A 16,715-nucleotide genomic window follows, 5' to 3' on the forward strand; every position below is an offset into this window, starting at 1 on the left:
TTAGTTAAACTGTGTTGGATGTCAATCTGTTGAGTGAATTGCAAGTGGTAATGAATTAGCTCAAAGCAGAGATTACGCGATCGAAGTAGCTGGAAGCTTCAGCAACCAAGCTAGCGCAACGATCTTCTACAACGGGGGTTCCCATCTTACGTAATTTGGCACCAGCACGAGCCTCGCTGGGGTTGTCTTGAATGTGAGCAGCAGCTTGAGCCTTCATGATTTGAACGGCACGTACTGTAGAGGTGGTAGGTACGCCTAAAGCAGCATAGGTTTCTTTCAAACCATTCAAACAACGATCGTCTAGAACTGAAGCGTCACCAGCTAATAAAGCGTAGGTTACATAGCGTAAGATGATTTCTGCATCGCGCAAGCAAGCTGCCATACGACGGTTGGGATAGCAGTTACCACCAGCTTGGATCAAACCTTGGTTTTCGCAGATCATGCCTGCAACAGCATCAGAAACCATACAGCTAGCGTTACTAGCGATCGCATTTACAGCATCCAAACGTCTGTTACCACTAGCAACGAAGGCTCTGAGGGCAGCAATATCAGATACGGTAGAAGTGCTAGCATCTGCTGAAACTACAGCTCTAGAAAAAGCGTCAAGCATTTCGCTCTCCTTAATAATTGGTTTTCTCTGAAACTTGTTTGCCTGTTCCCTGAACAAGACAATATAGAACATAAAAGATGACACCTATCTCAGTCTCAGTTATGAGAAACTAAGTAACAATCCTTAACAAACAATCCCCAATCAGGATGAGTCTGACTGGGGATTGCTCGCAGGTATAAATGGTTTAGTTTATCAGAGGGTGAGTTAGGACTCTCATTTGAATACCCCATGCTCGTTTTTGGCATGAGTTAGCAAAAATAGTGCGATCGCGCCAGAGGATGGTGTAGGTTTGCAGCTTCATCTAGAGCCGCCTTGGTACATCCTGTGGGATCTAAATTGTATTTTCAGAAATTAACAAACATTCCCTATCAGTTAAGCCTGCTTCAGAAGATGCTTGATCATATTGTCTTTAACCATTAACTGGCGCAGCACCTCTAAAAGCAATTTTTGAGATTCTTCCTGGTTTAGCCCTTTAATTTGCTCTTCGTAAAGTTTGAGGTTGAATTTCTGCTCTAAGTTAAGCTCCATTGGAATATCCATAGTTCTGACTCTCCGGTGTTTCGCAACATTAGCTCGATCTATTCCCTGGAATTAAGGTTAACAAAAGTTACACCTGCTTGACAAGTGGACAGTTTTAGACGATTGCGAATAAATCCACCAGTGCTGCTCAATGGGGTTGGTCAACAAACACCTTCGAGGCAGGTACTATGGACTACGGGAGATAGCACTTGTCCGGCTTGTCCCATTTCCAGAGTGCTTGTTTACAAGCTACACTTTGTCAGAGCTTAGAGACCTCTACCAATTGGCGGTAAGCATGGGTAGAGATTTCGATCGAGCATTTCCACCTTGGTAAAAAATGCTCAATCACAGACGGGTAAGAATTTTGTTGAAAGTGACGGGAAACTCCATCCCTTTATGGGTGGACGAGGTTGTTTCGCCTGCCGCATGGAGCATAAGGCATAGGGCATAGGTAACTTCTTCCCCATGCCCCATGCCCGATTCCCAATGCCCAAAAACTCCACCCACAAGGGGATGGAGTTTTTTATCTAATTTTTAGTTTGTTAATGTCATTTTTTGACGTAGGCTTAACGGTCTCATGTCTGTCCAAACTTCCTTAATATATTCAAGACATTCTGATTTCATTCCTGATTTACCTACATCTTTCCAACCGAGCGCATTTTCTCTATCAGCAGGCCAAATAGAATACTGCTCCTCATGATTAACTACTACTTTGTAAATTGTTTGGTCTTCTGTATCAGAAATACTCATATTTAACTCCTTTACAAATTGTATTTCCAGTCTTGATTCCTAATTCAGCATTTAGCCAGCAAATATATTTGTTTTATAGGATAGCTGAGATACATCAAAGTTCCAATCTAGATTGGCCAATTGCATAGATTTTAAAGCTTCTATAATTGTATAAGTTGCTATTTTAAAACTTTCTTTTGTTAAAGTCGAATAACCTTTAACTCTCAAATTCTCATCTATATGTTCTGACTTTTTCATTCCTACAAGTGCTGAAAACAATCCAGGTGCGCTGCGAGTATATTGTAGTGCGCGTTGACAATCAGAATTAAAAATTTCGCCAATAGCACTTATAACACTTTTAGGTATTCTACCTATAACTTGTGCTTGATATAAAGAAGCACTAGCTATTGGAGTTAACTCTAAACGATAAGCAGCTTCTAAAACGGGAACTAACTCTCCTGCAACATTTTGAGTAGCAGAAATTAGAGCTTCTGGCATACCCATATTTAAAGGAAATTCAATAAAATTAAATCTATCATTTTTATCACCAGCTACCTCAGCAGCTATTGATTTTATTTTTGCTAAATTTAAATGTTGAGGATGGTCTAGGGGTACGCGCAAACCATCCCAAGTAGCAATACCATAAGCAGCAATTTTACCAGCTTCTATTGCTGATTCTAACATTTCAAATGCTGCGTACAAGCGATTATAAAAAACATCTAAGGAAATTTCTAAAAGCTGTATTTCAGGATTGTGAATATAGTAAACATCTATTGTTTCTACTTCCAAATTTTCTAAACTTAAGTTAATTTGGTCTTTTAGATATTCTGGGTGTATACAGTGAGAATTCTGTATTAAATCTGTTGCACTAAGTTGAGAATTATTATTTTCTATATAATGTCGGTTAAACCAATTAATATATTCTACTGTTTGTTCAGTAATACGACCACCTTTAGTACAGATAATTAATTCGTTTCTTGATGTATATCCTGATTCTATCAGATATCGTAATGCCTTACCTATACTACGTTCTCCTTGCTGTTGGCGATAAATAATTGCGGAATCAATTAAATTTATCCCTTGTTTAACACATTCAATTATGGCTTGAGTCACCTGATGATTAGTTTCTTCATCAGCTTCACCGAGATAAGTACCTATACCAATAGAACTGGCAATTAATTCATTATTTGTTCTGAAATGATCTGGCGCACATTTATCAATATGCTTATTTCGGTAATTTTTTGTTCCTTCTAAAGTAGCTTTACCCGAAATTTTCATAATTTTATATCTGTGATATATCGATGTTGGTCAACAATCTTGATACGCCTAATTATTGTTTGCAGGATGTGCTAATAAGCCGCCGCAAATTAGGTACGAAAGGTAAGTATTTAACAGTTGTCGATTTAGTGGTGGACAAGTAGTTGTAGTTTCTGCTAATCCAGTGAGGGTGTTTTGAAAGTCAATTTGCTGGGTTGGGGAATCTTCTGTATTGGTGTTTTGAGATGCTTGATTAGTCAGTGTTGCAACTAAGGGAGATAAGGGATTGTTAGGCGATCGCTCAATTTCTTCTAATAGTTTTGAATGCCATTCTGGGTAGTCAATTTGTTGAAGTGGATAGCCAAAAGAAACGATTGAATTAACAACTTCTTCCCAAGGTAAAGGTTGTGGATTGATTAGGTGAAAAACTTTGCCTAATGAGGTTGGTTGTTGTGATAAATAAATTATGGCTTGACCGACATAATCTACAGGCGTTAAGTTAACCATCGAGCCATCCTTGGGGACGCTACCCAGTTGAATACAGCCGCGAATCATTCTGAAGGTATGGTCATCGATATTGCAGACACCTGTTTTACTATCTCCAGAAATTCTTCCCGGTCGATATATAGATATGGGAATTCCGCGATCGCCCGCAATTTGAATTAATTTTTCTGCTACCCATTTGCTTTGTGTATAGCCACTACTAATGTTTTTGCTGTGATTAATTGGTGTATTTTCTCGGATGATTTCTACAGTAGAATCAGCCGCACCTACAACGCCAATTGTAGAAATAAAATGTACTGGCTTAACTTTAGTTTGCGCGGCTAATCTTAAAATTTCTTGAGTCCCCAAGACATTCGCGGCTTTGAGTTGAGAATAAGGATAGGTGAAATTAACAAACGCACCGTTATGATAAATGACATCAATTTGAGATGCGATCGCTGCAAATTTCTCTGCTGAAAGTCCTAAAAGTGGCTGAGATAAATCTCCTAATAAGGGAATAATCCGTTGATTAAAAGTTTCATCCCATAATAAATAGGATTTTAAATGGTTTTGCAGCTTTTCTGTCGCAATCTCAGTTGTTTTCGCCCGAATCAAACAATAGATATCCGCTGTGGTTTTTTGTAGGAGTTCGTAAAGTAAAAAAGCTCCTAAAAAACCTGTTGCACCTGTTAATAAAATCGCCGTAGGTGGGTTGGTTTGGGGTATATATTTAGTTGCTGGTACAATCGCTGCATCTAAAACAACTTCAGAATCAAGATTTATCTCGGAAGTAGTTATTTGTGTGTTGTCTATTTGTGCAGCTAAATCAACAATAGTAGGTGCATCAAATAAAACCTTTAAAGGAAGTTCTACGTGGAATACTTTGCGGATTTTTGCTAATAGTTGAGTGATGAGTAAAGAATGCCCACCCAACTCAAAGAAATTATCGTAGATTCCTATTTTTTCTAATCCTAGTATTTCTAACCAAATTTGTGCTATTTGTCTTTCTAAATCTGTCCGTGGTGCTACATAAAGTTGTTCTAGTTCGGGACGAGTTTGTTCAGGATTTGGTAGTGCTTGATAGTCAATTTTACCGTTAGCTGTTAATGGTAATGCTTTGAGTAATACAAAAGTAGAGGGTATGGCGTATTCTGGAAGTTTATCTAAACAAAAGCTACGCATAACAGTGGCGATCGCTTGATAATTTTGATAGATTGAGCGGAACTGAGGAGTAGTAACTATATATGCAATTAAACGTTTGTTGCTATTTTTTTCTACTGTAGTTGTCACTACTACTTCTTGCACGCCTGAATGTTGTTTGATGATGGTTTCAATTTCCTCTAATTCGATGCGGAAACCTCTAATTTTTACTTGGCGATCTCCTCTTCCGAGAAATTCTAAATCCCCATCATTTAAATAGCGTACTTTGTCACCTGTTTTATATAAACGTGCTTGAGCATCAGATACAAAGGGATTTTGAATAAATCTGGCGGATGTGAGTTCTAGTTGATTTAAATAACCCCTGGCTAATCCCGCACCACCGATATACAATTCACCCGGTACACCCATAGGTACAAGTTGTAATTTTTCGTCTAGAACATAAACTTGAGTATTAGCTAAAGGTTTCCCCAAGGGAACGGTTAATGATAGTTGTTGTGTTGGTTGAGTAATTGAGTAAGTTAATGCTCCTACGGTTGTTTCTGTCGGGCCATAATGGTTAAAAATTTGGCATTCAGGTGCTAGTTGTTGAATTTGGTTTATTAGTTGCCAACTGCTGGCTTCACCACCCAAAATTAAACTCTTTCGAGGTAGGATTGAAGAGGTTGGAGATGCAGCCAAAAGAGCAGTTAGATGAGAAGGAACTATTTTAAGATAGTCTATCGGATGCTGCTGAAAATAATTGGCGATCGCTTGGGGATCTGCTGCTGTTTCTTGAGGGATAATGTGCAGACATCCGCCTGTACATAATGCGGGGAAGATGACGGTATTACCTAAATCTGCTGCGAAGGTGGAAACTGTAGCAAAGCTAGCATTTTTCGCTAATTCTAATCTGTTGATGATTGCGTAAATATAGTTAACAAGTTGACGATGTTCGACTAAAACAGCTTTGGGTTTACCTGTAGAGCCAGAAGTATAGATGGCATATACCAAATTTTCTGGCTGTACCGTAGTTGAGCAATCTACTGAATTTTCTGCGTTAATTAGTTCCCAGTCTGTATCTAGACAAATTATTTGTGTAGTGTCTGCGGGAACTTTACTAATTAGCGATCGCTGTGTTAAAACCACAGATACACCAGCATCTTGTAAGCGATACGCTAAGGCTGCTGTTGGTAATGCTGCATCTAGCGGTAGGTAAGCACCTCCAGCTTTGAGAATACCCAAGATTGCAACTATAGTATCAAGGGAACGCTCTATATATAAACCTACAAGTACCTCTGGCTTGACTCCTAACCCTCTTAAGTAAGATGCTAGGCGATCGGCTCGTAAATTCAATTCCGCATAAGTTAACTTTTGTTCTTCACAGACAACAGAAATCTGATTAGGAGTTTTATTGACTTGTTCCTCAAATAGCTGATGAAAGCATTTATCTTGGGGATAATTGGTCTGCGTGTTATTAAATTCTACTAATAAATTATGGCGTTCTTCACTATCAATAAGTTCTAACTGTCCTACCAAAACCTCTGGGTTATTAATAACATTTGTAACTAAAGTTTGAAATTGTCTAGCTAAACGTTGAATAGTTTCGGCTGTAAATAGATGAGAGTTGTAAGCAAACTCTGTAATTAGAGAATCTTGTTGTTGAATGCAATTGAGTTTAAGTTTAAATCTTTCCCAGTAAACAAATTTTTGGTAAATAGAAAACTCTACACCATCAGCATTGTATGTTTCTGGTGTTTCTTCACATTCAAAACAAATCGGTAGACTTAGCCATTCCTTCTGACTACTTCTAATATCTGCTTCTAAAAAATATTCCTGATACTGTTCCTCTTGGCGATGTTGTTCGCTAATATATGCTAAAACTTCTGCAAATTTAAATTCTGGAGTAAGTGGACAACTTAAAGGTAAAAATTTAGCTAATAACCCTAGAGTCTCATATAGCTCTTCGTACTTTCTGCCATTATATAAATTATGTATAACAATTTCTGGTTGTTTGCTTAAACGCCAAATTAATATATACCAACAACTCAAGAAAAATTCATGATAATTTGTATTATTTTCTTCTAGAAAACTATTTATATTTCTGGTTAAATCAATGGGTAATTCAAGAGAGTGAACATCAGGTTGGTAATCTATATTGGGATAATGACTTAATTCAAAAGGCAGTTTTGGAAATTCTATATTTTTAAATTCTGTTTCCTGCCAATATTTTTTACCAATTTTGGCATCTTCTTCTGTTAAAAGTTCATTTTGCCATTCTGAAAATTGCAAATATTGTACAGGTTCATCTGAAAAATATTGACCCTCTAAGCAAAGAGAATAACTAAGGCTAATTTCTCTCACCAGATTTTGCATTGTCCAAGCATCTGCATACAAAGATGGCAAACTGATAATTAAAATATATTGATTATCAGCTATAGACAATAACGAAAACCTTACCAAATCTGCTGTTTCTGATTGAGAAACTAAGCATCTTTCTTCCTGAAGTAATTCTGCAATCTTGAGTTTTTGTTCCTGCTGACGAAAATTCCGCAAATTAATACAGCACCATGATATATTGCTTGATGCATTAATTACCTGAAGCGGAAACTTAATTCCTGGTCGGCGGTGAAAACTTGTCCGTAAAATTTCATGCCGATTAACAACTTTGTGTGTAGCCGCTTGCAAAACTTCTATATCAACTATTCCTGTTAACAAAATAGCAACTTGAGACACATAAATCTGGCTATCTTGTTGTAATAACCACAGACGCTTTTGTTGGGGAGAAAGTTGAAAACCTTCTAATACTTCACTTTTCATAATTCACTCCTAATTAAAAATTTCCAGAATTCATTGAAAGCGGTGGGAAACTCCATCCCCTTGCGATGCACTGAGCTTGTCGAAGTGTGGTTGTGTAGGGTGCGCGTAGGGCATTGATGATTTCTTCCCCATGCCCTATGCCCCATGCCCAAAAACGGAGTTTTTCATCATTTCTCCCATCGCTACCACAATTTTTCGTAGCCCCATATAAGGAAAGCGACCATGAGCAGTTAACATATTGTCCAACATCAATACATCTCCTTGCTGCCAAGGAAAGCTGATGGTAGCTTGTTGATAAACTTGATTAATTTCTGTCATCACTTCAGCTTCAATTGCAGAACCATCACCGTAATAGACATTACGTGGCAGATTTTCTTCGCCAAACATTGATAATAAAGATTCTCTGACTGTAGTTTCTAAACATGAGATGTGATGTAACTGAATTTGATTAAAAAATATTTTTTCTTTGGTGTGGGGATGATTGACTATTGCTGGTCTAATTTGGCGAGTGCGTAAATTATTATTTGCTAACCATTCCAACTCAATCCCAGCTTTAGAGCAATAATTTTCTACTACTGTTTTATCGTTAGTGTGAAAAAAGTCTTGCCAACTTACATCTAACCCTTCAATATAATTCCGAACATACATTAATTGCTTTTTCTCTAAAGTTTCTCTAATTTGAGAACCAAGCAGTTGATAAAGTTGGCGACAGTCTGCAATTGGTGTTTCTCCTCCTTGTTGTGCTGGTTGCAAACAGAAAAACCAGATTTTCAACGGCCAGCAGTGCATGTGAGAACTTTCGTTATGAAAGAGAATTGCTTGATCTGCTGGATAAGGTGTAGAACCATAAACTTTACTACCAATTTCTTCCCGTGGTAAGTCGCCGTATTCACCAAATAATTCTGGACAAATAGCTTGCGCTAATTGTTCAAATCTCGCTACAGAATCAATCTGACAATCACGAAAAAGAATTGCGCCGTGATGTTGTAACTTACGGCTGAGAAATTCTCGATTATTTTTAGCCCAATCAATAATATCAAACTCGTTAATATTTGGCTTAATTACCAAAGGAATTGTTTGTTCTGGTTGGAGATAATCGATTTTAATTAACTCTCCTGCTGGTAATTTAACAGATTTTGGCTTAATGCCCATAAACTTTTTAAATTTACTGGCTTCTTGGTTGATTTCTCCCATATTTTTTTGTTGTTTCTCAGCTTTGGTAAGCATATCTAAAGTATTGATTCGAGCATCTGGATTAGTGGCAATATTATGCAGAAGTTCTTGAAAATGTTCTGTCATACGCACGATTGTCTGTGCATCAAAAAGGTCTGCGTTATAACACCAACTAGCTTCAAGTACTTGCTCTATTTTTGACACAAACAAAGCTAAATCAAATTTAGCTTTTTGATTGTTGGTTTCTAAGGGAAGTAATGTTAAACCTGGAAGTTCTAAGTTAGCTGTAGGCACGTTATCCATCACCAATAACACCTGAAATAATGGTGTATGGCTTAAACTTCGTTCTGGTTGTAGTTCCTCTACCAACTTTTCAAAAGGTAAGTCTTGATGATTGTACGCTCCTAAAGTTACCTCTCTGACTCGCTGTAAAAGTTCTCGAAAACTGGGGTAACCACCAAGGTTAGTGCGTAACACTAGCAGGTTGACGAAAAAACCAATTATTCCTTCTGTTTCGGCTCGGTTGCGATTGGCGACATCAGTACCGATAACAATGTCATCTTGTCCGGTATAGCGGTATAGCAGTGTTTGTAAACCAGCTAGCATTGTCATAAATAATGTGACATCGGCTTCACGGCTGAGTTTTTCTATTGCTATAGAAAGTTCTGTTGATAGTTTGAAGGTGTGGATACCACTACGGTTGGTGTTTGCTTTAGTTTGGGAGTAGGGTAAGTTGAGTACTGGTAAAGAACCAGCAAGTTGCTGCTTCCAGTAGCTAAGTTGAGTTTGTAGCATTTCTCCTTGCAACCACTCCCGTTGCCAAACTGCAAAGTCTGCATACTGAATAGATAATTCTGGTAAGGGAGAAGCTTCTCCATTCAGGTATGCTTGATAAAGAACTGTCAATTCTCTAATCAATATCCCCATCGACCAAGCATCAGAGATAATATGATGCATTGCGAATAGCACTATATGTTCTGTAGGGTTCAATTTTAGGAGAGACAGCCGCAATAAAGGCGCTTGAGTTAAATCAAAAGGCTGTTGCGCCGCTTGGGTAATTAGCTGTTGTACGGCTGCTGCTTGGGCTGCTGTTGAAAGTGTTTGTAGGTCGATTACTGGTAAAGTTAATTGCAAGTCAGGGATAATCGCCTGCACTGGTTGTCCATCTACAGTAATAAACTGGGTGCGTAAAATTTCGTGTCGTCTGATAATTTCGTTAATGCTTTGTTCCAGTGCTGTAATATTTAGCGAACCTTGAAGGCGAAAGCCATTGAAGATATTGTAAGCAGAATTCCCAGGCTGCAATTGATCGATAAACCACAGTCTATTTTGTGCAAAGGACAAGGGTAATTTTACTTGCCGCGAACAGGGGAGAATGGGGTAATTTTGCCAGTTTTGCCCCTGCATCACCATTGTTTGAATTACGGCAGCTAGTTCAGCAATAGTGGGAGATGCAAACAAACAGCGCAATGGCAATTCTAAATGTAAACTCTGACGAATTCGGGAGATAAGTTGAGTAGCAAGTAATGAATGTCCACCCAAATCAAAGAAGTTATCGTGAACGCCTAATTGATTAATCCCCAGTACCTCAGCCCAAATACTAACCAGCAATTGTTCTAAAGGTGTAGAAGCCGGAACCAAATCTGATTTTTGGATTAACTGGGTGCGATCGGGTGCTGGCAAGGCTCGACGATTTACCTTACCATTTGGTGTTAATGGTAGTGCATTCAAGATGACAAAAGCCGTTGGTAGCATATAGTTGGGCAGCTTTGACTCTAAAAAGTGGCGCAGTTCGGTAATTTCTAATGTTTGCCCCGATTTTAAAGTTATATAAGCTACTAACGTTTTCTTTCCAGGTTTATCTTCTCTGAGGACAACCACATTTGAAGAAACTGCGGAGTGTTGGTTGATAGCTGCTTCAATCTCTCCCAACTCAATCCTGAAACCGCGAAGTTTGACTTGGTGATCAATTCGGCCGATGTATTCAATATCTCCAGTAGGCAGATAGCGAGCTAGGTCGCCAGTTTTGTAAAGGCATTCTCCTCCTTTGTTGCTGAAGGGATTGGCAATGAATTTTTGTGCAGTCAATTCGGGTCGTTTTAAATAACCCCTCGCCAATCCTGCACCACCAACGTACATTTCAGCCTTAACACCAACTGGTACAAGTTGTTCATAGCGATCGAGTATGTAAACTTGTAAATCTGGAATGGGACGACCAATCACACTCCCAGCAGCAAGCTTTAAATCTTCCCAGGTTAATGGGCGATAAGTTACATGAACGGTCGTTTCCGTGATGCCGTACATATTTACTAACTTAGGTGAACTATCGCCATGTCGCTCAAACCAAGGTTTTAAGCTTTGCAATTCTAAGGCTTCGCCGCCAAAAATGATTAAACGCAGACTCAGCGAGTGTTGCTTACCTACACAAGCATCGGCTTGTATGAGTTGGTAAAAAGCTGAGGGTGTTTGGTTAAGAACTGTTACCGCCTGAGTGCATAACAAATTATAGAAGTCTTCAGGAGAACGGCTGATCCAATAAGGCACAATCACTAGCTTTCCACCATAAAGCAGCGCACCCCAAATTTCCCAAACCGAGAAATCAAATGCATAAGAGTGGAATAAAGTCCAGACATCGCGATCGCTAAATTCAAACCATGTTTGCGTTGAAGCGAATAACCGCACTACATTGCAATGCTTGGTTAAAACGCCTTTGGGCTGGCCAGTGGAGCCAGAGGTATAAATGATGTAAGCTAAATGATTGCTAGTGACTCTACTAGATAGATTTTCTTCGCTTTCTGTCTCTATTTTTTCCCACTCAGTATCCAGACAGATGACTTGAGTATCGCAATTGCCCAATTGCTCAACTAAGTGCTGTTGGAATAACAAAACTGAGATTTGAGCATCTTCTAACATGAAAGCTAAACGCTCTTTTGGATAAGTTGGGTCAAGAGGAACGTAAGCTCCTCCAGCTTTGAGGGTGGCAAGGATGGCGATCGCCATTTCCAAGGAACGCTCTACACAAATTCCAACTAATACCTCTGGTTTGACTCCTAACTTTTGCAAATAATGGGCTAGTTGATTGGCTTTGTTGTTGAGTTCTTTATAGGTTAATTGCTGATTTTCAAACTCTACTGCTATTGCGTCGGGTGTTTTTTCTACCTGCTGCTCAAATAGTTCATGGATACATTTTTCGGTGGGATATACAACTTCTGTGTTGTTCCACTCTACTAATAACTGCTGCTGTTCAGCTATTGTCAACAGTGGCAAATCCGCCAAACTTTGCTCAGGTTTGGCGACTATTGCCGCTAATAATACCTGAAAATGTCCCAACATCCGCTCAATTGTACTGGCATGAAATAAGTCAGTGCTATACTCTATTGTTCCAGCCAAACCCTGTTCTGTCTCTGCCATTGTGAGAGCCAAATCAAAAATTGCTGTCTGTCTCTGTTCTGACAGCAAGCTGAAAGTCAATTCTGGCAGTTTTAACTCTTGTGCAGGCTCATTGTGAAAGTCAAACATCACATCAAATAGAGGGTTGCGATTGAGATGACGCTCTGGTTGGAGTTCTTCTACTAGCTGCTCAAAAGGTAAATCTTGGTGCGCGTAAGCTCCTAATGTGACTTCCCGAACTTGCTGAAGTAACTGACGAAAACTAGGATTACCAGCTAAGTTAGTCCGCAACACTAAGGTATTGACAAAAAAGCCGATTAATGTTTCTATTTCAGCCCGATGACGATTAGCGATCGCAGTTCCCACAACAATGTCATCTTGCTGACTGTAACGATGTAGTAAAATTTTAAAGGCTGTCAGCAAAGTCATAAATAAGGTGACTCCTTCTTGCTGTGAGAGCGCCTTCAGAGCTTTGGTGAGAGACTCTGACAGTAAGAAGAATTTGGTATTACCTTGATAGCTGAGAATTGCTGGACGAGGATAATCGTGGGGTAAATCTAGTAATGGTGGCGTAGTACCTAAGTGATTTCGCCAGTAAGATATCTGGGTTTTTATTACCTCTACTGTTAAGTATTTTCGCTGCCAAACTGCAAAGTCTGCATATTGAATCGGCAGTTCTGGCAGAGGTGATGGCTGGTTATTAGCTAAAGCTGTGTATATTTTTGCGACTTCTTGCACCAAAATTCCGACTGACCAACCATCAGAAACAATGTGGTGGGTTGTAAATAATACTACATGTTCTATGGCACTCAGCTTGAGTATGGTAACTCGCAGTAATGGCCCTTGCTCTAAGTTAAAAGGTTGCTGTGCTTCTTGTGCGGCTAGTTTTTGTACTTCCTGTTCTTGGAGGTTTGGAGTCAGGTTTTGTAAATCGACTATCGGTAATGTCAAATCAACAGCTGAATTGATGACTTGGACTGGTTTATCATTGACGATGGTAAAAGTTGTGCGTAATGTTTCGTGTCGCCTCATGATTTCCTTGAGGCTCTGTTTTAATATGGCAATGTTGAGTTGACCAGTTAGACGTAAAGCTGTGGGTTGATTATAAAAAGGATTGTTTGGTTCTAGCTGGGAGAGAAACCAAAGTCTTTGTTGGGCAAATGATAAAGGAAAATAGTTAGAGTCCCGGCTTTGGCGTGGGATTTGGGAAGGTGCAACGATCGCTTGTTTCTGATTGAGCCGTTGCAGCAGTAACTCACGTTTTTCGGGAGATAATTGGGCAATACGTTGGTTTAAGTCGCTCATAAATCTGCTTTTTCCTCTAACTCTGCTAAAATCTCAGCTAGCATTGCCGCATCTGTTTGTTGCGCTAAATTTTGGGCGATAATTACTGCTAAATCAGCAACAGTAGGAGTATCAAAAAACTGACGCAAAGATAACTCTACTTGCAAAGTTTGACGGATGCGGGAAATGATTTGTGTAGCTAGTAGAGAATGTCCTCCCAATTCAAAGAAACCGTCATAAATTCCCACTCGTTCAACGCCGAGAATTTCTCGCCAAATTTGCGCGATCGCATTTTCTGTTTGGTTACGAGGAGCCACAAAGTTAGCAACTAATTCTGATGCAATTTGCTCTGGTGCTGGTAGTTTTTCTCGATCTATTTTGCCGTTAGTTGTTAATGGTAAACTCTTCAACTTCACAAAGGCTGAAGGAACCATGTATTCTGGTAGTTTTTCCTTCAAAAAAGCACGTAAATCTGATGATTGGGGAATTGAGGATTTTGGCTCAAAGACAATATAAGCTACTAAACGCTTGTCACCCGGTACATCTTCGCGACTGCAAACAATCGCCTGTTGCACTGCTGGATGTTGTTGTAAGGTAAGTAAGATTTCTTCTAATTCAATGCGAAAACCGCGAATTTTTACCTGATCGTCAATTCGTCCTAAAAATTCTAGATTTCCATCTGGTAAATAGCGAGCTAAATCCCCGGTTTTATATAAACGATCAGATGGTGAATTATTAAATGGATGAGGAATAAATTTTTCCCTTGTCAGTTCGCTGAGATTTAAGTAACCCCTTGCTAAACTATCCCCACCAATATAAATTTCTCCCGGTACGCCAATGGGTACTGGTTGCAGATAAGAGTCTAGCAGGTAGATTTGCGTATTGGCGATCGCTTTCCCAACTGGTACAGTCGCACAATCAGCTCGAATTTGCTCGATAGGATAAGTCAATACGCCAACGGTGGTTTCTGTGGGGCCGTAGTGGTTAAAAATCTGACAATCCGGTGCTAATTGCTGAATTTGCGCAATTAATTGCCAATTACAAGTTTCTCCACCTAAAATTAAGCGTTTTCGAGGTAATATTTCTTGAGATTGAGCAGTTGTGAGTAAAGCTGCAAGATGAGCCGGAACTATCTTCAGACAGTCAATGTTGTGGCGATGAAAATACTCTCCTAGTGCTTCGGGGTTAGTAGCGCGTTCTTGGGAAATTATATGCAGACATCCACCGCTACACAAAGCCGGAAAAATCATCGTATTCCCCAAGTCAGCTGCAAAGGTAGCAACATGAGCAAAGCTACGACAGTCAGAAAAATCTATTTTTGCGCCAATTCCCTGAAGATAGTTACACAGTTGACGATGCTCAATTGCCACACCTTTTGGCTTACCTGTAGAGCCAGAGGTAAACAAAACATAAACTAAATTCTCTGGCTTAACTTCAGTTTGAAGATTTTCGTAACTTTGTTGAGCGATGATTGCAGAGTCTGCATCTAAACATAATACCTTTGGTGGATGCTCTTGAAGTTGTTTAAGTAACTGCTGTTGAGTTACCAAAACTTGCACTTGCGCATCTGCTAACATCTGCGCTAAACGCTGATGTGGATAGTTTGGATCTAAAGGTATATATGCACCGCCAGCTTTCAATATTCCCAGCAATCCAACGATCGTGTCTAGGGAACGTTCAACATAAAGCCCTACCAAAGTTTCCGCCCCAACCCCCAGAGTACGGAGATAATGGGCTAGTTGATTGGCGCGGGTATTTAACTGTGTATAGGTTAATTGCTGCTGCTCAAACACAACAGCGATTTCATCGGGCGTGCGCTTTACTTGATACTCAAAAAGCTGATGAATGCATCTATCTAGAGGCTGATTTACCCTCGTATGATTAAATTCTACAAGTAGTTGTTGTAACTCGCGATCGCTGAGAATATTTAACCGACTGATAGGGGTTTCGGGATGTGCGATCGCATCTTGTAATAATATCTCAAACTGTTGAGATAATGTTTTGATATCCTCAAACTTATATAATCGCTCATCAAAATGAAACTCACTAATTAAAGCGTTCCCTTGCTGCCAACAAGTTAACTTAATTTTAAACTTATCAATACAAGAGTAATACTTAACCCAAGAAAACGATAGATCCGCAACAGAATAATTTTCCTTTAATTCTGCAAACTCAAAAGCAACTGGACAAAAATCAACCGATTTTAAACTATCTTCCCATGTAAAATATTCTTGCCATTCCCTACCATTATCTACCGCATTATGTATCTGTTGTAATATTTTGCTAAATTTTATTTCCCCTGGTAGATGACAGGCGATGGGTAAATATTTTGATAATAATCCCAATGCTTGCTCTAATTCCGCATATTTTCTACCATCCCCAACAATCCCCACAAATAAATCTGGTTTTCCAGTAATTTTACCCAGCAATATCAACCAACAAGCCAGTAAAACATCAGCACTATTTACCTGATATTTTGAGGATATTAACTCTATTTTTTCAACTAGCTCATTATCAATATTTAAAGATATACATTGAGGCTGAAAACTCCCCTTGGTAATTTGTTTATTTTCAAAGCAAACACTAAAATCATCAATAGCAGTAATATCTTGCTTGCGCCAATATTCCCTACCTAAATCTGACTCATCCGACTCCAAAAGTTGATTTTGCCATTCTGCAATATCAGCATATTGTAGCAGTACATCATCCAGATTTTGATTGTACAAGCAAGCCCTATAAGCAACAATAATCTGATTAAACAAATATCTAAGAGTGCAACCATCTGCAATCAAAGCAGATAAACTTAAAAATAAAATATGTTTATTTGCAGATAACCTGATAACAACCACTTGCAGAGGTGGTTTATTTTCCCCATCAAAAGGTAAGCTTTTTATCTCATTAAATATTTCATTTAGGCGAATTTCCTGCTCTATTTCCGACAAATCGCCAAGATATAATTCAGTAATCCCAACTTCATAATTATCTGCGATCGCCTGTAATGGTAGTTCCATTTCTGGTAGACGATAAAAAGTAGTACGAAAAATTTCGTATTGATTAAGCAGATGTTGCAAAGCTGTTTTGAAAACATCAATATTTAATTTACCTGTTATAGAAACCGCACCTTGAACCCTAAATAGTGATAGATCCTCACTCTTTGCTAACAACCATATCCGCTTTTGCTGGGGAGATAATCTAAATCCCTCAACTGGTTCCACTCGCATATTAAAAACACCCCTTTTATCACAATCAATAATCAAAAACCTCTGCGCTCCTCTGCGCTTCCCTCCGCGCCACTTTGCGTTTAAAAATCTTC

The 16,715-nt window shown here is 39.0% G+C and carries 7 protein-coding genes; all 7 read right to left on the reverse strand.

Going from position 1 to position 16,715, the window contains the following annotated elements; genetic code table 11:
* Positions 1–55: 55 nt before the first annotated feature.
* The 7 genes from cpeB to H6G41_RS11395 all read right to left on the reverse strand — a co-directional run bounded on the left by cpeB (position 56) and on the right by H6G41_RS11395 (position 16,623).
* Positions 56–610: a C-phycoerythrin subunit beta gene (cpeB, locus tag H6G41_RS11365; protein ID WP_096726904.1), complete on the reverse strand. Its 555-nt coding sequence runs from the start codon at positions 608–610 to the stop codon at positions 56–58.
* Between the two features lie 372 nt (positions 611–982).
* Positions 983–1,150 carry an NblA/ycf18 family protein gene (locus H6G41_RS11370; protein ID WP_100903939.1) on the reverse strand — a complete coding sequence of 56 codons (168 nt, stop codon included), beginning with the start codon at positions 1,148–1,150 and terminating at the stop codon, positions 983–985.
* 513 nt (positions 1,151–1,663) lie between these two features.
* Complete coding sequence (locus tag H6G41_RS11375) at positions 1,664–1,879, reverse strand: MbtH family protein (RefSeq protein WP_190746304.1); 216 nt, start codon at positions 1,877–1,879, stop codon at positions 1,664–1,666.
* Between the two features lie 51 nt (positions 1,880–1,930).
* Positions 1,931–3,136, reverse strand: a complete 1,206-nt coding sequence (locus H6G41_RS11380) for an aldo/keto reductase (RefSeq protein WP_190746305.1) — start codon at positions 3,134–3,136, stop codon at positions 1,931–1,933.
* A gap of 48 nt (positions 3,137–3,184) precedes the next feature.
* Positions 3,185–7,555 carry a non-ribosomal peptide synthetase gene (locus H6G41_RS11385; RefSeq protein ID WP_190746306.1) on the reverse strand — a complete coding sequence of 1,457 codons (4,371 nt, stop codon included), beginning with the start codon at positions 7,553–7,555 and terminating at the stop codon, positions 3,185–3,187.
* Between the two features lie 135 nt (positions 7,556–7,690).
* A complete protein-coding gene (locus tag H6G41_RS11390; protein WP_190746307.1) occupies positions 7,691–13,423 on the reverse strand; it encodes a non-ribosomal peptide synthetase in 5,733 nt (1,910 codons plus the stop codon).
* Positions 13,420–16,623 (reverse strand): non-ribosomal peptide synthetase, encoded by a 3,204-nt coding sequence (locus H6G41_RS11395; protein WP_190746308.1) that lies wholly within the window; start codon positions 16,621–16,623, stop codon positions 13,420–13,422. The genes H6G41_RS11390 and H6G41_RS11395 overlap by 4 nt, the downstream gene beginning before the upstream one ends.
* Between the last annotated feature and the right edge of the window lie 92 nt (positions 16,624–16,715).

It is taken from the genome of Tolypothrix sp. FACHB-123, assembly GCF_014697075.1.
Classification (GTDB): Bacteria; Cyanobacteriota; Cyanobacteriia; order Cyanobacteriales; family Nostocaceae; genus Aulosira.